The 18,722-nt window shown below is 59.6% G+C and carries 17 protein-coding genes; 6 read left to right on the plus strand and 11 right to left on the minus strand.

All coding sequences use genetic code 11. From position 1 onward, the window contains the following. The first annotated feature begins 469 nt into the window (after nucleotides 1–469). From flgK to ACFPM8_RS18935, 6 genes are all read left to right on the plus strand, one after another. Complete coding sequence (gene flgK / locus ACFPM8_RS18910; protein ID WP_378999850.1) at nucleotides 470–2,440, plus strand: flagellar hook-associated protein FlgK; 1,971 nt, start codon at nucleotides 470–472, stop codon at nucleotides 2,438–2,440. Between the two features lie 27 nt (nucleotides 2,441–2,467). Beyond that, nucleotides 2,468–3,679 carry a flagellar hook-associated protein FlgL gene (gene flgL, locus ACFPM8_RS18915; protein WP_378999852.1) on the plus strand — a complete coding sequence of 404 codons (1,212 nt, stop codon included), beginning with the start codon at nucleotides 2,468–2,470 and terminating at the stop codon, nucleotides 3,677–3,679. A gap of 304 nt (nucleotides 3,680–3,983) precedes the next feature. Continuing rightward, entirely contained in the window at nucleotides 3,984–4,328 is a 345-nt protein-coding gene (locus tag ACFPM8_RS18920) for a fucose-binding lectin II (RefSeq protein WP_378999853.1), read from the plus strand. A gap of 146 nt (nucleotides 4,329–4,474) precedes the next feature. Further along, complete coding sequence (locus tag ACFPM8_RS18925; RefSeq protein ID WP_378999855.1) at nucleotides 4,475–5,356, plus strand: DMT family transporter; 882 nt, start codon at nucleotides 4,475–4,477, stop codon at nucleotides 5,354–5,356. A 771-nt stretch (nucleotides 5,357–6,127) separates the two neighbouring features. Continuing rightward, on the plus strand, nucleotides 6,128–6,679 hold the full coding sequence (locus tag ACFPM8_RS18930) for an inclusion body family protein (RefSeq protein ID WP_378999857.1): 552 nt from the start codon (nucleotides 6,128–6,130) through the stop codon (nucleotides 6,677–6,679). Between the two features lie 267 nt (nucleotides 6,680–6,946). Further along, nucleotides 6,947–7,498, plus strand: coding sequence for an inclusion body family protein (locus tag ACFPM8_RS18935; protein WP_378999859.1), 552 nt, complete (start codon nucleotides 6,947–6,949; stop codon nucleotides 7,496–7,498). Between the two features lie 179 nt (nucleotides 7,499–7,677). On the opposite strand, the gene fliR is transcribed toward ACFPM8_RS18935, so the two are convergent. The 11 genes from fliR to flhA form a co-directional block, all read right to left on the minus strand. Next, entirely contained in the window at nucleotides 7,678–8,472 is a 795-nt protein-coding gene (gene fliR / locus ACFPM8_RS18940; protein ID WP_378999861.1) for a flagellar biosynthetic protein FliR, read from the minus strand. Then, the gene (gene fliQ, locus ACFPM8_RS18945; protein ID WP_378999862.1) at nucleotides 8,472–8,741 is read right to left on the minus strand and encodes a flagellar biosynthesis protein FliQ; all 270 of its coding nucleotides are present in this window, start codon (nucleotides 8,739–8,741) and stop codon (nucleotides 8,472–8,474) included. The genes fliR and fliQ overlap by 1 nt, the downstream gene beginning before the upstream one ends. A gap of 216 nt (nucleotides 8,742–8,957) precedes the next feature. Further along, nucleotides 8,958–9,641, minus strand: a complete 684-nt coding sequence (gene fliP, locus ACFPM8_RS18950; RefSeq protein ID WP_379000254.1) for a flagellar type III secretion system pore protein FliP — start codon at nucleotides 9,639–9,641, stop codon at nucleotides 8,958–8,960. A 105-nt stretch (nucleotides 9,642–9,746) separates the two neighbouring features. Next, nucleotides 9,747–10,277, minus strand: coding sequence for a flagellar biosynthetic protein FliO (gene fliO, locus ACFPM8_RS18955; protein ID WP_378999863.1), 531 nt, complete (start codon nucleotides 10,275–10,277; stop codon nucleotides 9,747–9,749). Next, nucleotides 10,274–10,723: a flagellar motor switch protein FliN gene (fliN, locus tag ACFPM8_RS18960; RefSeq protein WP_378999865.1), complete on the minus strand. Its 450-nt coding sequence runs from the start codon at nucleotides 10,721–10,723 to the stop codon at nucleotides 10,274–10,276. Before fliN ends, fliO begins: the two co-directional genes overlap by 4 nt. Further along, on the minus strand, nucleotides 10,716–11,720 hold the full coding sequence (gene fliM, locus ACFPM8_RS18965; RefSeq protein ID WP_378999867.1) for a flagellar motor switch protein FliM: 1,005 nt from the start codon (nucleotides 11,718–11,720) through the stop codon (nucleotides 10,716–10,718). Before fliM ends, fliN begins: the two co-directional genes overlap by 8 nt. A gap of 30 nt (nucleotides 11,721–11,750) precedes the next feature. Then, nucleotides 11,751–12,233 (minus strand): flagellar basal body-associated protein FliL, encoded by a 483-nt coding sequence (gene fliL / locus ACFPM8_RS18970; RefSeq protein WP_378999869.1) that lies wholly within the window; start codon nucleotides 12,231–12,233, stop codon nucleotides 11,751–11,753. Between the two features lie 300 nt (nucleotides 12,234–12,533). After that, the gene (locus ACFPM8_RS18975; RefSeq protein ID WP_378999870.1) at nucleotides 12,534–13,277 is read right to left on the minus strand and encodes an RNA polymerase sigma factor FliA; all 744 of its coding nucleotides are present in this window, start codon (nucleotides 13,275–13,277) and stop codon (nucleotides 12,534–12,536) included. Nucleotides 13,278–13,322: 45 nt separating this feature from the next. Continuing rightward, entirely contained in the window at nucleotides 13,323–14,165 is an 843-nt protein-coding gene (locus ACFPM8_RS18980) for a MinD/ParA family ATP-binding protein (protein ID WP_378999872.1), read from the minus strand. 5 nt (nucleotides 14,166–14,170) lie between these two features. After that, nucleotides 14,171–16,666 carry a flagellar biosynthesis protein FlhF gene (gene flhF, locus ACFPM8_RS18985; RefSeq protein ID WP_378999874.1) on the minus strand — a complete coding sequence of 832 codons (2,496 nt, stop codon included), beginning with the start codon at nucleotides 16,664–16,666 and terminating at the stop codon, nucleotides 14,171–14,173. After that, on the minus strand, nucleotides 16,663–18,711 hold the full coding sequence (gene flhA, locus ACFPM8_RS18990) for a flagellar biosynthesis protein FlhA (protein ID WP_379000256.1): 2,049 nt from the start codon (nucleotides 18,709–18,711) through the stop codon (nucleotides 16,663–16,665). Before flhA ends, flhF begins: the two co-directional genes overlap by 4 nt. Between the last annotated feature and the right edge of the window lie 11 nt (nucleotides 18,712–18,722).

The raw sequence follows: 18,722 nt of genomic DNA on the forward strand, positions 1-18,722 counted from the left end.
CCATTTGGGGACCCGACCAGCGGGAGGGCAGTGGCTTGCGGTCGCCTTCTTTTGGTTCCTTTTCTTGGCGAAGCAAGAAAAGGGACTGGCTGCCGGGCCACCCCCGGCGAGCATCCACGGAGTGGTGACCGTGTTAGCTACCGAAAGACCAAACGAATGCAACCGCCCGCACTCCGTAGCCCGCTAAAAGGGGTCAGAGTAATTTACGCGATAACCCTGCGTAAAAAAACTCCGCCCCCGGTGAGCTACGCTTTGCGGTCGCGGTCAAGGCGGAAATCTGAAATCGTCAGGACAGAGCAACACATAAAAACAACCCGTAGCACTCCGTGTCCCATTTAACTCTGCCGCCACCTCGCAAAAATTAAATAATTAAAGCAAATCCCCCTCAAGTTTTCGCCAAGCCTGCCGTTATATCCGAGGTGAGCTGCATAAGCAGTGTCGGGCGCTAGCCCTCTTAAAGGACGAATGTATGGCGAACAGCATGTTTTTTACCGGCCTTAGCGGCCTGACCGCGGCGCAGGCGGCGTTGGTGACGACCGGTCACAATACTGCCAACGTCAATACACCGGGCTACAGCCGGCAATCGGCGCAGATCGCCTCCAGCGGCGGCATCTACCAGCCCGGCGTCGGCTTTTTCGGCAGCGGCGCGCAAGTCATCGGCGTCGCCCGCAGCTACGACCAATACCTGACATCGCAACTGAACCAGGCACAGACCAGCAACCAGGCGCTGACCACGTATTCGACCCAGATCAACCAGATCGACGACATGCTGGCCAATAAAACATCCGGCCTGGCGCCGATGCTGCAAACGCTGTTTACCGGCGTCCAGGCGGTCGCCAATACGCCGGCCGATCCGGCCGCGCGCCAGCAACTGATCAGCTCGGGACAGGCGCTGGCGAATCAGTTCCGGTCGATGGATCAGCAACTGACCGGCCTCAACGCCAACGTCAACGACCAGATTTCCGGTTCGGTCGACCAGATCAATACTTACGCCACCCAGATCGCCAGCATCAACAAGCAGATCGCCTTGATGACCAACGCTTCCACCGGCAACCAGGCGCCCAACGATTTGCTCGACCAGCGCGATCAGCTGGTCAGCAACCTGGGCCAGCTGGTCGGCACCAAGGTAGTGGTGCAGGACGGCGGTCAATACAATGTTTTCATCGGCAACGGCCAGACCCTGGTGCTGGGCGACAAGGCCACCGCGCTGAAGGCGCTCGGCTCGGCAGCGGACCCCAGCCACATGGCGATCGGACTGGTCAATGCCGCCGGGGTCGCGGTCGAACAGCAAGACAGCGTGTTCAGCGGCGGCTCGCTGGGCGGCTTGATGCAGTTCCGCGATCAAACCCTGGGCAGCGCCCAAAACTCGCTGGGCCGGATCGCGATCGGCTTGTCCGATAATTTCAATGCGCAGCAAAACCTGGGCGTCGACCTGAACGGCGCATTGGGACAAAATTTCTTTACCCAAGCCAGCCCCGGCATTATTCCCAGCGCCAAGAACACCGGCACGCTGACAGTGACGCCGTCTTTTTCCAACACCAGCCAATTGACCACCAGCGACTACCGGATGGATGTGGCCAACGTCGCCGGCGTTTTGCAGTATTCGGTGACGCGCTTGTCGGACAACACGCAGGTGGCGAACTCGCCGACCTTCCCGGTCAGCTTCGACGGCGTCACGCTGTCGGCCCCGGCCGGCGCCGCCAATGCCGGCGACTCGTTCCTGATCCAGCCGACCCGCACCGGTGCGCGCGACCTGAATGTAGTGCTGACCGATCCCGCCAAAGTCGCGGCAGCAGCGCCTATCGTCACCAACAATACCGTCGGCAACAAGGGCAGCGGTGCGATCAGTGCCGGCTCGGTCGACAAGAACTATCTGGCGACGCCGCTGGCAGCGCCGGTCACGCTCAAATTCGACAACACCGTGATGCCGAATGTCCTGTCCGGCTTCCCGCCGGCGGCGCCGGTCACGGTGACCAACCCGAACGGCACGGTGGTCAACTATCCGGCGGGTGCAGCGGTCACTTACACCGCCGGCGCGGCGTACACGTTCAATGGCATCACGGCGACAGTCAGCGGCGCGCCGGCCAATAACGATACTTTCACCATCGCGCAAAATACCAACGGCGTTTCCGACGGCCGCAATGCCTTGCTGCTGGGGGCTTTGCAAAAAACCAAAACCCTGGCCGGCGGCACCGCCAGTTTTAACGACGCTTATTCGCAGCTGGTCAGTACCATAGGCAACCAGGCCAGCCAGTTGAATATCTCGAATGCCGCGCAGACCAGCCTGACCGCACAAATCAAGGCTTCGCAACAATCGGTGTCCGGCGTCAACCAGGATGAAGAAACCGCGAACCTGCTGATGTACCAGCAAATGTACCAAGCCAATGCCAAGGTAATTCAAACTGCGTCGACCATGTTTGAAGCGATTTTGGCGATCTAAAAAAGAATCGCTATTCAGGAGAGCAAGATGCGTATCAGTACCCAGTCGTTTTATGAGCAGAGCCAGTCGGCCATGAACTCGCAGCAAACCAGCCTGTTGCGCGTGCAACAGCAGATCGGCGCCGGCAGCAAGATTTTGACGCCGTCGGACGATCCGCTCGGCTCCACCCGCGCCCTCGCGATATCGCAATCCATCTCGCTGAACGCGCAATATTCGGCCAGCCGCGCGGCAGCCGGGCAAACCCTTTCGCTGGAAGAAAACGCGCTGCAAAACACCTCCGAGATCCTGCAAAACATCAAGGGCCTGGTTGTGCAGGCCGGTAACGGCACCTTGTCGGATGCCGATCGCGCCTCGATCGCCACCACCTTGCAAAGCAGCCGCGACCAGTTGCTGGGTCTGGCCAATTCGGATGACGGCAATGGCCAGTTCCTGTTTGCCGGTTTCAAGAGCGCCAGCGCGCCGTTCGTGCAGCAGGCCAACGGCAGCGTGCAGTACGCCGGCGACCAGGGACAGCGGCTGGTGCAGGTCGATGTGTCGCGCCAGATGGCCGGCAGCGACGACGGCCGCAGCATTTTCCAATCGGTGCAGGGCGGCGCCGGCTATATCACTTCTTCCAACGCCGCCAATGCCGGTAACGTCACATTCAGCGCCACCTCGGTGATCAATGCCGCCAATCCCAACTACGGCAAGGACTTCACCATCAGTTTTGGCGGCGGCAATTACACGGTGGCCACCACCGATGTGCCGCCGGTCACGGTCGCGACTGCTGCCTACACTTCCGGCACGCCGATCCAGTTCGGCGGTTTGCAAGTCACCTTGAGCGGCGTACCGGCCGCCGGCGACACCATCAGCGTCAGCACCGCCAAAAATGCCGGCACCGACATGTTCGCATCCCTCGACAACATCATCACCGCGCTCAAGACGCCGTTCGACAACGCCACCCCGGCGGCGCGCGCGCAGATGCTGAACTCCCTAAGCACCGGCAACGTCAAGATGGACAATGCGCTCAATAACGTACTGACGATCCGCTCTTCGGTCGGCTCCCGTTTGCAGGAACTGGACGCACTGAAAAACACCGGCGACACGCGCGACCTGTCGGACAAAAGCTATCTGTCCGATTTGCAGGACCTGAACTACACCAGCACGATTTCCGAGCTGTACCAGCGCCAGACTGCGTTGCAGGCAACCCAGCAAACCTTTGTCCAGATGAAGAAGATTTCGCTGATGAATTATTTGTAAGAGCTGTTTAGTCGATAGACGACCGCATCAAACAGAAAGGGCCCGCACATTGTGCGGGCCTTTGTTGTTGGGGGACGGCATCTCGTAAAACGCGAATTTCTCATAACGATATGCGGCTGCGGCGGCTGGTAGTTATGGCAGCTATTCCTTGGTGTCGGAGCGCATTATTTTTATGTCTCCAGCGGCGCTTTATCCAAGCGCCATGACGGCATCACAACTCTGCGGAGCCGTCCCCGGTCGCATCGTTAGCGAACAGGCAGACCTTGTGGAGTGCAGAGCGTTGTCTCATTTGGAGAAATTCATCATGGCTCAGCAAGACCGCTTTACACTTCCTGCCAACACACGGTTTGGCATCACCGCATGGGTTAACGCAGGCTATACCCAGAAGATCACCGTCTATGTGGACGAAGTACCTCAAGCCGAATTCAGCGGTAGCGGCAGCGACGACAGAAACCTGGGTACGAAAGTCGTCAACTCAGGCAAGGGCAACGTCCGGGTAGCGATATCTGCCAACGGCAAGAATTCAGATCTGGTATCGACCCATGTCATCCTCGCCAACAAACCGAACTTCGTCGTGATCGGCTCCGAAGACAGCACCGATAACGATTACAACGACAGCATCGTGTTCCTCAACTGGCCTTTGGGCTGATCGGGTTTGCTCGCCACTCCACGGTGGCTTCAGCTGCTTTGAAATAGTCGCAAACCACTTGTCCGACAGGCAGGTGGTTTGCGCGCACTCCGTCCATGCGTGCGCTATGTACAATGCTAGCCTTTGCTTTTTATCGAGGCGACGCAATGAATATGACGGGGATTCTTTTCGCACTGACGGCGGCGCTGCTCAACGCATCGATTGCCATCTTCAGCAAAAAATTATTCGGCTACGGCTTGAGTCCCGAACTCATCGCTTTATATAAGTCGGTGATCGCCGCCGGGATTTTATGGTGCTTGCCGTTGCGCCGTTTTCAACAGCCGCCGATAGGGGCCGCGATCGTCTGTGCCTTTTTAGGCATCTTCGTTTTGTTTTTCTTCGAAACCAAAGCCTACGCCTATGAACTGGCCGCCAACGTGGTGTTCGCGATGATGGCGACGGCGGCCTTGAGTTCCATTTTGCTCAGTCGCCTGATCTTGAAAGAAGCGATTCCGTCAGCCAGCTGGATCGGCTTTTTGACCTGCCTGCTTGGGCTCGCTTTACTGCTCGACATTTCACAGCCGACGCGGCTGCTGGGGCTTTTGTTCGCCGGCATCGCCGGGCTAGGTTACGGCGCGTTTTCGGTCGCTGCCAAAAAAATGCAACTCGGCAGCGGCCTGGCCGTCACCCGCGGCCTGCTCGGCTTTGGCGCTTGCTACCTGCTGATCCCGGCCATGCATGGCGGCTTGTCAGTGCCGCCGCTGAGCGCGCTCGGCCTGCTGGCCGGGCTGGCGCTGCTGCCGTCGATCGGCGGTTTTTATTGCACCACGCGCGCGATCCAGATCCTGACGCCGTCGCAAGTGCAAATCCTGGAATTGAGCGAACCGGTGTTTGTGCTGGTCCTGGCTGGCTTGTTCTTCCGCGAACTGCCGAACGCGCAGATGCTGTTCGGTGCGGCGGTGATTCTGGCCGGTATTTGCATTACGCATAGGCAGGAGCAAACCGGCAGGCTATTCAATCGGACCAAGGAAATTTTGTTAAGGAGGTAGGGCGGAAAAGCGCAGCCCTTCCAGGGTGCGTATTCGCTGGCAGGCGGCACATCATGGCGGATAACGCTGCGCTCATCCGCCCTACGAATAAGCCCTTACGGCCGCAGTGCCTGCGTCAGGTGCAGCATATTGGCCAGACCGAACGCGAACTCCTGTTGCCAGCCTCTGGCCGCCAGCGGTGCATCGGCAAGGTGTGGAAGCTCTCGGCCAAGGTCGCCATCGGAAACGGTGCGCGACGGGGCAAGGATTTTTCCCAAAGTGCCATGCGGCGCGCAGGCATCCAAACTGCAAGCGCGACTGCTGGTAATTGCTGCAGCTGCGAATAGTCGCAGCTACTCCTTGGTAACGCATCGCACTACTTTAGTGCTTCTAGGAACGCCTTGCGCAAGCAAAGCGCTGCGACGGCGTCGTACGTCTGCCGATCCGTCCTGAGTTGCATCGTTGATCAACGTGCAGCTCCCTGTGGCGTGCAGAGAGTTATCTCAATGGGAGAATTTCATCATGGCTCAACAAGGCTTATTCACGCTTCCTAAGAACATCAAATCCAATACCTAGCTGCGAACTTGCACAGCTATCGCTGCAAATATCAATGACTAAAGTGATATCCACCTTTGCCGGACTCTCAGTTGCGGCATTGCCGGGTAAGTATGTCGTGATAGTTGGGCGCGCCGAAAAACCTTAGCAAGTAAGAAAATAGTGGAGGCCAGAACCCACTTTAAAAAACGGGGTTTAGTTGATAAGCCGGGATTACATAAATGTTGGAGGAATACTATGTCAGAGATCACATTAGCAGCGAGTTCCCAGGCAATTAATGTATTCGTAGTAATTGATACCGAAAAGATCAAGAACGGTGGCTACCCCGTTAGCAAAGACAAAACAAAACCAGTTGGTATTCGGCATGATAGTCAGTACATGCTCGTTACCGGCGCAAGGCAAGTCATTAGTGGACAAGGGACTGCCGACTTGAATTTCAGGGCGAATGCCGGGGACACAGTGTCATTCACGGGTACTTCGTTCTACGACAATGCGGACGATGCTGTGATTGTCTACGGCATTCAATATTGGAAAGGGGATCAAGTATTTAACCGCTTTGTGCCGAATTTGGTAACAAGAACCGGTGCGGTCGAGCCAAACACGGAGACGGATGATGGCTTGCCTGCCAAGAAAACCAAATTCAATTTCTCCAGTTTCGATTCAAAAGTGAGATCCAGCGGAACAGAAGATTTCTACGTCCTCATTGCGCTTTATACGCTTGCCCCCAACGGACAAGACCAGGAATTACATGGATATTACTACTGGGATCCTACCATCACGGTATCTTGATGAACAATAATCAGCGCCTGATCCATCTGCAATTAAAGCACTGATTAGGCGTTGAAAATAAGCCTGGATAACGTTTGACGCGGTCCAGGCTTTCTTTTTATAGAAAATCAAAAAATCATGGTTTTGAATATGTTTTTGATATAAATGTATCAATCACTCTTATTTCGGAAATTCGAGTTTTGTAAATAATAGTGGAGACCAGATTCCACTTCAAAAACGGGGTCAACTTGATAAGACCGGATTATCAGGAAACGCTGGAGGAATATCATGACGGATTCAGTACTGGCAGCGAGTTCGCAGGAAATCAATATACTCGTCGTAATTGACACCGAATTTGTAAAAAAATACTACCCGAACCCCAGTCAAATTAAGGAAGCGCCGACTAACATTATCCATTACGGCCTGTACCTGATTTGCACCGGATCGCGAGGGATTATTGCCGGCCAAGGAAGCGGCAGCCTGAATTTCAGGGCAAATCCAGGGGATATGGTATCTTTCTCAGCGAGAGGATCCCATGATAATTCGGACGATGCGGTAATCATTTATGATATTCAACACTGGAAAAAAGATAATATATTCAATCGATTTGCCGCGAATGTAGTAACAAGAAGGAATGCGGTGATGCCAAATGAGGAGACGCAAGATGGCATGCCCCCGGTTCACATCAAACGCGTTTTTTCTCATTGCGATGCCAAAGTGAGAAATAGCGGAACGGAAGACCTCGAAATCAAGTTTGCGCTTTATGCACTTTCCGACGATGGACAAAGCCAGGATTTATTTGGATATTTTTCCTGGGATCCCAGCATCACAATATATTGATGCGAGGGAGCCTCGGCAAACCGTATCGAATTTGCCAAATCCCGCAGAAGGTTTTTTGAAGGGGGCCTTGAATTCGGGCGAAAAAGCGTGACGTTTTCCACCGATAGTCCGTTCGAATCCAACGCAAGCGGCACATCATGGCGGATAACGCTGCGCTCATCCGCCCTACGCATAAACTCTTACGGCCGCAGCGCTTGCGTCAGATGCAGCATGTTGGCCAGGCCGAACGCGAACTCCTGCTCCAGGAACGGCGCCAGGTGCGGCATCATCTGTTGCAGGATCAGCATCCCGCCCAGCAGCGTCAACGGAAAGCCGACCGCGAAAATACTCAATTGCGGCGAGGCGCGGTTCAAGATGCCCATCGCCAGGTTGAGCGTCAGCAAGGCCGCCACCAGCGGCAGCGCCAGCATCAGCCCGGCCGCAAAGACATGACCGCCGGCCAGCACCAGGAATTGCCAGCCGCTGGCCGCCAGCGGCGCATCTGCAATCGGCAAAGTGTGGAAGCTCTCCGCCAACGTCGCGATCACCATCAGATGACCGTCGACCGCCAGGAAAATCAACATCGCCAGCATGTTCAACATGCTCGCCAGCACCATCGTGTTGCCGCCGCTGGTGGGATCGAAGAAGGAGGCGAACGACAATCCCATTTGCAAGCCGGCGAAATCGCCCGCCATCTGTACCGCGGTAAATACCAGCCGCATCGAAAAGCCCATCGCGACCCCGATCAGCAGCTGCTGCATGATGATCCAGACCCCTCCAGCCGAAATCACCGGGATCGCCGGCATCGGATCCAGCGTAGGACCGATCGCAATCGCCAGCAGCGCCGCCAGCCCGACCTTGACCGGCCGCTGGACCAGCGTTTCGCCGAATATCGGCGCGGTGCTGATCAGCGCCAGCATGCGTATGAAAGGCCACAGGAAGGCCACCATCCAGGCGCTCAGTTGGGCCGAAGTGACCGAGAGGACCGGCGACATTAGCCGACCAATTGCGGAATGCCGGAGAACAATTGATGCATGTAATCGAGCATCAGGCTCAGCAGCCACGGGCCGGCGATAACCATGGTCGCAAACACCGCCAGCAACTTGGGAATGAACGACAGCGTCATTTCATTGATCTGGGTCGCGGCCTGGAACAGGCTGACGATCAAGCCGGTAATCAACGCCACCAGCAACAGCGGCGCACCCAGCAGCAGAGTCAATTTCATGGCTTGGTAGCCGAGGGCCATTACTGCTTCAGGAGTCATTTTATTTTCTAACTGCGAGAAAAGAATAAATGGAGAGGACGTAGGTTGGGCTGGCAAGCCCAACCTACGTAAAACAGAAGGACCGTAGGTCGGAAAAGCGTAGCGCCTTCCGACGGCGAGAATCGCATCAGCCGGTCAAGCCCTTGGCCTTTTTCGGCGGTACGCAAAACGTCGGAAGGCGCTGCGCTTTTCCGACCTACGACACTTTTTCAGCCGCTACGTATAAAAACTCTGCGCCAACGCCCCGACCAGCAATTGCCAGCCATCCACCAGCACAAACAACATCAGCTTGAACGGCAAGGAAATCGAGGCCGGCGGCACCATCATCATCCCCATCGACATCAACACGCTGGCCACCACCAGGTCGACGATCAGGAACGGGATGAAGATGGTGAAGCCGATCTGGAACGCGGTTTTCAGTTCGCTGATCACAAACGACGGCACCAGAATCCGCAGCGGCACGTCCTCCGGTCCCTGCATCTGCGGCGTGTGGGCCAGTCTGGCAAACAGCGCCAGATCGGCTTCGCGGGTTTGCTTCAGCATGAATTGCTTGAACGGCTGCACGCCGCGATCGAGCGCCACTTCGGCGCTGATCTTGTTATCCGAAAAAGGTTTGTAAGCGTCGCTGTAGACCTTGTCGAACACCGGCGACATCACGAAGAAAGTCAGGAACAAAGCCAGCCCGACCAGCACTTGATTGGGCGGCGACGATTGCGCGCCGATCGCGGTGCGCAGCAAGCCCAGCACGATGATGATGCGGGTGAAGCTGGTCATCGTCAGCAACAGCGCCGGCAGGAACGACAGCGAGGTCAGCAGCAGCATGGTCTGGACGCTGAGCGACCAGGTCTGGCCGCCGCCCGGGCCGGGGGTGCTGGTGATGCCCGGCAGACCTTGTGCCATGGCCAAGGCCGGAGCCAGCGTCAGCAATAGCGCTGCCAACAGCGTGCGGCGTTGAGCCAGGAAAGAGAAAGGGCGCATGGTTGCCATGGTTGATGCAGGTTTCAATTATTCAGCGGCGCGTTTGTTGCCTAGCGCATCCCGCAATTTTTGGGCAAACAGGTTGGCCGCATTGCTAGCCGTCAGCGAGGCAAAATTGACTGGCGCTGCGTCCGCCGCCGGCAGCGCTTCGGCCGGCATACTGTGCAGCGACTGGATCTGGCCCGGCGCGACTCCCAGCACCAGCCAGGATGAGCCGATCTCGACCACCACCACCCGCTCGCGCTGGCCGATCATGGTGCTGGCCACCACTTTGACCAGTTGGCCGTTGCCATGCCGTTGCAAACCCAGGCGGCGCGCCACCCAGGCGCACAAGAAAATCAGCGCCACCACCACCGCCAGGCCGAGACCGGCTTGCAGCAAACCGGCCGCGCCCCATGACGGGACGGCGGCAGCGGTGCTCACGGCGACCGGCTGCGCCGGCGCCGAGCCCGAGATCAACGCCGAGTTCATCGGCAGCGCCGCAGCAGGCAGCGCCGCCCATCCCAGACCAACGGTCAGCCAACAGCTTGCCAGCCGCGACAGCATGTTCTGCTTCATCGATTCAATTTGTGAATGCGTTCGGACGGCGTGATGATGTCGGTCAGGCGAATCCCGAACTTGTCGTTTACCACCACCACCTCGCCCTGGGCGATCAGGTAGCCGTTGATCAGCACGTCCATCGGTTCCCCGGCCAGGCCGTCCAGCTCGACCACCGAACCCTGCGCCAGCTGCAGCAGGTTCTTGATGGTGATCCGGGTGTGGCCCAGTTCAGCCGTCAGCTGCACCGGGATATCCAGGATCATGTCGATGTCGGTTTTGGCGACGCCGGCACTGCTGCCGTTGAGCGACTGGAACACATTGGCGGTGCTGGCCGCCACCGGCGGTGGCGCAAAGGCCGGTGCCGGCGCAGGCTCCGGCTGCGAGGCCGAGGTTTGTTCCGCCAGCGCGCTGGCCCAATCGTCCATCTCGTCTACCGCTTGATCCGGCTTGTTGTCGTCATTCATTCTCGTTTCCCTTGCTTAAATCACCGTCCCGGTGATTGATCATTTGCTCTACTCGCAGCGCATAACGGCCGTTCGAAATGCCATAACCGCATTCCAATACCGGTATGCCGTCGACTTTGGCAATGATGGATTCCGGCATTTCTATCGGCAGCACGTCGCCGGCTTTTAATTTCAACAACTGGCCGATGGTGGATGGGATGGTCTGGAACTCCGCCTTCAACTGGACATCGGCGCTTTGCACCTGTTGCGACAACTGGGTCACCCAGCGCTTGTCGATTTCGACTTCATCCTGCACCGGATTGGACAGCAGAGCGCGGATCGGCTCGATCATCGAATACGGGATGCACACATGCAGCGCGCCGCCGATCGGGCCGAACTCGATATGGAAAGTGGTGTTCACCACGACCTCGTTGGGGGTCGCGATATTGGCGAACTTGGTATGCATCTCGGCCCGCAGGTATTCGAACTCGAGCGGATAAATCGGCTTCCAGGCATTGCCGTAGCTTTCCAGCGCCAGGTTCAGCAAACGGTGAATGATGCGCTGCTCGGTCTGGGTAAAATCGCGCCCCTCGACCCGCATATGAAACCGGCCGTCGCCGCCGAACAGATTGTCCACCACCAGGAACACCAGGTTCGGATCGAACACGAACAGCGCGGTGCCGCGCAGCGGCTTCATGTGCAGCAGATTGATGTTGGCCGGGACCGGCAGGTGGCGCATGAAATCGCCGTACTTCTGGATATTGACCGCACCGACCGAAATGTCGGCAGTGCGGCGCATGAAGGTAAACAGGGTGCTGCGCAAGTGGCGGGCAAAACGCTCGTTGATGATCTCCAGCGTATGCATACGGCCGCGCACGATGCGTTCCTGGGTGCCCAGGTTGTACGCCTGCACCCCATCTTGCGAAGGCGGCGCGGCAGCGGCGTGATCGGCTTCGCCGGTTACGCCCTGCAGCAGTGCATCTACCTCGTCCTGAGACAGTATCTGTTCATACGACATTGATGGGTCTCATTGATGTGTCGGTGGGTGTTACTGCACGACGAAGGCGGTAAACAGCACGTTGCTGACATGCTGCGCAGGCTGATTGGCGACCAAAGGCAGGTTCAGCGCGTCGCGGATCTCATCGGCCAGCTTGTTCTTGTCGTCGGAGGTGACCAATGAGGCCGGTTCGCGATTGGACAACAGGGTCAGGATGCGGCTGCGTGCTTCCGGCAGATATTGCGCAAACTGCGCCTGCGATTTGGCATCGGCCACCTTGAGCGTGACGCCGATGTGCAAATAGCGGTCGCGATCGTCCGGCCGCAGGTTGACCGTAAACGGTTCCAGCGCGACGAAGATCGGAGTTTCCGGCGGCGCGGCGGCGGGCGTCGCTGCCTGTGCGCTCATGTGATTGATGCCGAAGTAATAAGCTGCCCCGGCTGCTGCTGCGGCGGCTACCAGCACGATCATGATCAGACCAAGCTTGCCTTTCTTCTTGGGAGTTTCCACTGTTTTGTCGGTAGTTTTGGCCATGGTTTTCCTGCATAAAATTTCAGTCTGTATTCTTGGCTATAAGCGTGTCGCGCCATTTGTTGATTTAAAGGGATAAACCGCTTCAACTTTAGCGTTTGCTAAATTTTTATTTAGCAGTTGCTTGACTTGCCATTCTGAAAAAACTATTTGGAAACTGTTAGTGTTACTTTGCCCCTCGATTGACGAGCCAGGAGCATCGAGGGTTGCGTTGAATTGTGTTGGGCTTGGCGATGTCGGTTTTCCGCGCTGACGGCGATCCAGATAGCAGCTCACCGGGATCAGAATGCAGCGATCAACACCTCACGCCGCCTCGCTAGAGCTAGTCTCATGCAAGCGCGCCCGCAACCGGCTGATGGCCTGGCTATGCAATTGGCACACCCGCGACTGGCTGACTTCCAGCACCGCGCCGATTTCCCGCAGATTGAGCTCCTGCTCGTAATACAAACTGAGCAACAGCCGCTCGCGCTCCGGCATCGCCGCAATCGCTTCGACCAACATGTGCCGCATGCCGCTTTCCAGCATGCGCTCCAGCGGATCGCCATGACCGCCCTGCTCGCCCAATCCGATTTGCGAATCGAGAAACGCATTCTCGTTGCTGCCGGTGTCGAAATCTTCGTAATACACCAGCTGCGAACCGTGTATCTCCTGCAATAGCTGCTGATACTCTTCCAGCGACAATTGCATGGCCTGGGCGATCTCGCGTTCGGTCGGCGGCCGCGCCAGCTTTTGTTCCAGCGCCTGCACCGCCACATCCACGCTGCGCGACGATTGCCGCAAGCCACGCGATAGCCAGTCGTTGGCGCGCAGCTCGTCCAGCATGGCGCCGCGAATCCGCTGGCTGGCGTAGGTTTCAAATTGCGCGCCCTGGTTTTCCTGATAGCGATTGGCGGCGTCCAGCAAGCCCAGCATGCCGGCTTGAATCATGTCGTCCAGCTCGACGCTGGCGGGCAATTTGGCAATCAGTTGCAAGGCCAGACGCCGCACCAGCGGCGCGTGCTTGGCCAGCGTGTCGGACTTGTCGATTTTTCCCTGCGCGGTATACATGGAGACATCCTTACTGACTTAGACGATCAAATTTCGGTGGTTGCATTAACTCGGTTGCAGCACGCGCTGCGGCTGACTGACGCCGACTGGCGAAGCTTGCTTGTTGGGCACGCGGGCACGCCACGGCCATTGCAGCAAATCGGCCGCAATGCGGCGGAAGTCGATCGCCGCCGGGCTGGTCTGGAACGCTTCCACCACGCTCAAGCCCAGCCGCTGCGCATGCGCCAGTCGCGGGTCGTCCACCACGCAGCCGGCCGGTTCCAGCGCCAGCGCCAGGTAGCGGCTGCCGGTGCCGACCAGGTTGTTCAATACGCGTTGCGCCTCGTTGGCATCGGTGGCGAGATTGAGCATGATGCGCAGCTGCTGCAACGCATGCGCATAGTGCAGCTGCTTGATGCAGGCATAGCCGGCGGTGATCGACGCCGCTTGCGGCCGCAGCACCACGATCACTTCGTCGGCCTGCGCCGCCAACGGCGACAAGGCGCCGTTGCGGTCCAGGCTGGCGTCGATCAGGACGATCTGGCCCTGGAACACGCTGCGCACATCGGTCTGGTCGGCGCTGCCGGCTGCCGGCAACACCCACACGCCGCAGGCGGCGCGTCCGGCCGCCGCTTGCAGCGGCAGGCGTTGCGCGGCGACGTCGGACCAGCTGCCGCCGGTATTGATCTGCCAGACCGCGCTGGCCGACTGCGGCCCGCTTTTTTCTTCCAGCAGCAGCACGTCCTGGCCCTGCTGCGCCAAGGCGGCCGCCAGGTTCAATGCGACGCTGGTGGCGCCGACCGCCGGCGTGCTGCCGACCAGCGCGAACACGCGCACCGGGTTGGCGCCGGCGTGCTGCGCCATCAAGCGCCGCAAACCGTCGGCCTGGTCGCTGACTACCTTGCTCATGCCTATCAACCCTGCACCGCAGCGATGCCGGACAGCTGGCGCGGGCTCGTCGCGCCCTCTGCATCCAGCGCATCCAGCAACACGATCAATTTGCCGAAGCCTTCAAACAACACTGCCGCCGATGCCGGCCGGCTGGCGCCGGGCCGGATCTGACGCCCGGCCAGTTGCGCCAGCAAGCTGCGCGCCGCCGGCGCCCAGCTGTCCTGCGCATGCAGCAAGCGCCACACCGTGGTGCTGGCCTGTGCTGCAATCAGCAAGCGCTTCAGCATGTCGGCATCGCCCGGCTGGCCGCAGCCGCCGAGTTGCTGGACGGCTTGCTTGAGCAAGCGGAAATAAGGATCAGCCGCCAGGCGCCAGCGAGTCCATTCGGCCAATTGCGACGCCGCCAATTGCGGTCCCAGATTGCTTAACAAATACCATTGCGCCAGCTGCTTGCCGCTGTGGCGGTCGGCGATCCGCACCACCACGCAGCGCAGCGCGGGCGCAGGCAATGCGCCGGCATCGCCTTTGCTGCCGAGGCGCAGGGCGACTGTGGTCTCCGCCAGCGATTGCAGTGCTGCCTTGCCCTTGTAAATGACGGCTTGCTGCGGCGTGAAATCCAGCTGATAGGCCAGCTTGGCCAAGGTCGTGCTGTCGCCGCCGTCCAGCACCGGAGTGGCGGCGCGGGCCCGTGCCAGCCACTGCACGCCGTCGGTCGACCAGTCCTGCATCGCTTCCGGCAGCGGCATGCACTCCAGCAGATGCACCAGCGGTTTGCCGAAATCCTGTTGCTGCAGCCAATCGCGTTGCCGCTGTCCGGGCACCGCCGCCATCGCCGCGGTGGTGATCGCTGTTGCGGCCGTGCTCAACACTTGATGCGGGGCTGCCAACGGCATGCCGCCGCGATCCGACAGCAGCAAGCTGCCGTGCAGGATATAGGCGTCGCCGCTTTGTTCTGCATTGAGTTCAACCTTGCCGCCCATGGCCAGCACGACATCGCTACAGGCGGATGCGATTTCGGTGCGTGCCTGGCTCAGCAATTTCTGCGTCAGCACCTTGCTGCTGACGTTGTCGTCGGCCAAGTCGCGCCACAGGTCGCGGGTGCCGTCGAAGCCGATCTGGCCGTTGGCGAGTGCGGCGGCGTTGGCGGCCAATTCCTCGGCATCGTGCGCCAGCGCCCGGATCAGCTGCTGGCATTGGGCCCGCAGGCGTTCGGTGGTTTCGGCCTGGGCCGCCGCTTGCGCTGCCGCCGCTGCCACTTCGGCATCGTTGTTCAACGGTGCCGGACGCTCTGCCAGATCGGCCTCGCCGGGCACGAATAGGGAACTGCGGCTGGCGGCCTGGAACACGCTGTCGACCAGTTGCGTACGGTCGGCCAGCAGCAGGTTTTCCGGCACTTTCTGGCCGGTCGAAACGTAATGCACCGGCAGCCGGTGACGGATCACGGTGTCCAGCAATGCGCCCGGATGAGTCGCCTCGTCCACCTTGGTAAAGATGCAGCCGGCCAGTTCGTTGCCGCCGGCGCCGTGCTTGTAAGCGTGCACCACTTCATTCAGCGTGTCGCCGTGGCTGGCGGCGTTCAGCAACAACAGACGTTTGACCGGACGGCCGGCGCCGCACAGCATGGCGACCTGTTCGGACACGGTGCGGTCGCGCTGGCTTTTGCCGACGGTGTCGATCAACACCATGTGCTTGTCGCGCAAATCGTCCAGCGCCAGCCGCAAGTCGGCGGCGTCTTTGACCGCATGTACCGACACGCCCAGAATCTGGCCGTAGATGCGCAGCTGCTCGAAAGCGCCGATACGGTAGCTGTCGGTGGTCAGCAGCGCCAGTTTTTCCGGGCCGAAGCGCAGCACGCAGCGGGCCGCCAGTTTGGCGGTGGTGGTGGTCTTGCCGACTCCGGTCGGGCCCATCAAGGCGTACACGCCGCCGGCGTCCATCAGCGCGTCTTCGTTTTCCAGCAGCGGCAGGTTGCGCGCCAGTTCGGCCTTGACCCAGGCCATGCCGGTGGCGAAATTCTGGCCGGTCGGCAAATGGTCCAGCATCGCTTTCGCCAGCCGTGCGCTAAAGCCAGCGCCGAGCAAGGTCCGCAACAAATGGCCGCGCACCGGATCGCGCCGCTGCTTGTCGTTCCAGACCAGGCCGGCCAATTGCTCTTCGATCATGCCGCGCATCGAATGGATTTCGCTGATGACGCTGTTGTTGCTGCCGGCGATGGGTGCGGCGGGTGCGGCAGGTGTAGATATGGGCGCTACCGCTTGCACCGCGGCGACAGGTGCTGGTACCGGTGTTGGTGCCGGTGCTGCGGCGACAGGCAGCAGCGGCGCCACCGATTCAACCGGCGGCGGCACCGTGGCCTGCGGTTGCGGCACGTCTTCCTGATCCAGCATGGCGATGATTTCCACTCCGCCGTCGACTACCCGGTTCGACAGGATGATGGCGTCCGGACCAAGTTGTTCGCGCACCAGGCGCAACGCTTCACGGCTGGACGGGGCGACGATGGTTGTGGCGTTGGTACTCAAGCTTTACCTCCAATGGTGGCGGTGACTTTGATGGTGCGGGTATCGGGAATCTCGGCGTGCGACATGACTTTCAGCTGCGGCAGGCTGCGCCGCAGGAAGCGCGCCAGCAAGGCGCGCAGCGGATGCTGCACCACCAGTACCGGCACCAGCCCCATTTGTTCCTGACGGTGGATCGCGGACTGGGTTTGCAGCAGCAGGCTGTCGGCCAGGCCGGGCTCCAGCCCGCTGCCGTTGGTCAAGGCCTGCAGCAATACGCGGTCGAGCGAGCTGTCGAGGCCGATCACCTGCAGTTCACCGACGCCGGGGAACAGTTGCTGGGTGATCGCGCGACCCAGTGCCAGCCGCACCAATGAAGTCAAATCGCCGGCGTCGCTGACGCTGGCGCCGTGCTCGGCCAGCACATCCAGAATGGTGCGCATGTCGCGGATCGGGACGCTTTCGTCGAGCAGGTTTTGCAGCACCTTTTGCAAGGTGGTCAGCGGCAGCACCTTGGGCACCAGGTCTTCGGTCAGCTTCGGCGATTCCTTGGCGATCCGGTCCAGCAGTTGCTGCACTTCCTGGCGGCCCAGCAATTCGCCCGAGTGGATATGGATCAGGTGATTCAAATGGGTCGCGATCACGGTGCTGGCGTCGACCACGGTGTAGCCGTAAATCTGCGCCTGTTCGCGCAACTGGCTCTCGATCCAGACCGCCGGCAAGCCAAACGCCGGATCGGTGGTCGGGGTCCCCGGCAGCGAGGCGCTGACCTGCCCCGGATTGATCGCCATCCATTGCCCGGGCCAGGCTTCGCCGTGCCCGACTTCCACCCCTTTGAGGGTAATCACATACGTGTTCGGCTTCAGTTCCAGGTTGTCGCGGATATGCACCACCGGCACCAGGAAGCCGATGTCCTGTGCGAATTTTTTACGGATGCTCTTGATCCGTCCCAGCAGTTCGCCGTTCTGGTTGCGATCCACCAGCGAGATCAGGCGATAGCCGACTTCCAGCCCAAGCGGATCGACCAGCGCCACGTCGTCCCAGCTCGCTTCGGCCGGTTCGGCGGAAGCCGCGGCAACCGTCGGCGGCATCTTGGCCACATGGGCGGCCTGCGCCGTCTTTTGCATTTGACGCCGCGCCAGCCATACCAGGCCACCCGCGATAATCAAAAACGCGATGTGCGGCATGCCCGGAATCAGACCCATCAAGCCGATGATGCCGCCGGTCAGGAACAGCACCTGCGGATTGGCGAACAACTGCCCCATCAATTGCTGGCCGACGTCTTCATCGGTGGTCACGCGCGAGACGATGACGCCGGCCGCGGTCGAGATCACCAGTGCCGGAATCTGCGCCACCAGGCCGTCGCCAATGGTCAGCAGAGTGTAATTCTTGGCCGCGACCGAGATGTCCAGGCCATGCTGGGCGACGCCGACGATCAGGCCGCCGACCACGTTGATCACCATGATCAGCAAGCCGGCCACGGCGTCGCCGCGCACGAACTTGCTGGCGCCGTCCATCGAGCCGTAAAAGTCGGCTTCCTGCGAAACTTCGGCTCGCCGTTTGCGCGCCACGTCTTCGCCGATCAGGCCGGCGTTAAGGTCGGCGTCGATCGCCATTTGTTTACCCGGCATCGCATCCAGCGTGAAGCGGGCGCCGACTTCGGCAATCCGTCCCGCGCCTTTGGTAATCACCATGAAGTTGATCACCACCAGGATGATGAAGACCACGATCCCGACCGCGAAATTGCCGCCCACCAGGAAATGACCGAAAGCTTCGATCACCTTGCCGGCGGCGTCCGGGCCGGTATGACCTTCCATCAGCACGATGCGGGTCGAGGCCACGTTCAGCGACAGGCGCAACAAGGTCGAGAACAGCAAGACCGCCGGGAAGGCGGCGAAATCGAGCGCCTTCATGGTGTACATGCTGACCAGCAGCACCATCACCGACAGCGCGATATTAAAAGTGAACAGCAGGTCGAGCACAAACGGCGGCAACGGCAAAATCATCATGCCGAGGATCATGATGACCAGGATCGGGCCGGCCAAGCCCTTGACCTGGCTGCCGGCCATCAGCGCCTGCA

Source organism: Paraherbaspirillum soli (assembly GCF_042654985.1).
Taxonomy (GTDB): Bacteria; Pseudomonadota; Gammaproteobacteria; order Burkholderiales; family Burkholderiaceae_D; genus Paraherbaspirillum; species Paraherbaspirillum soli.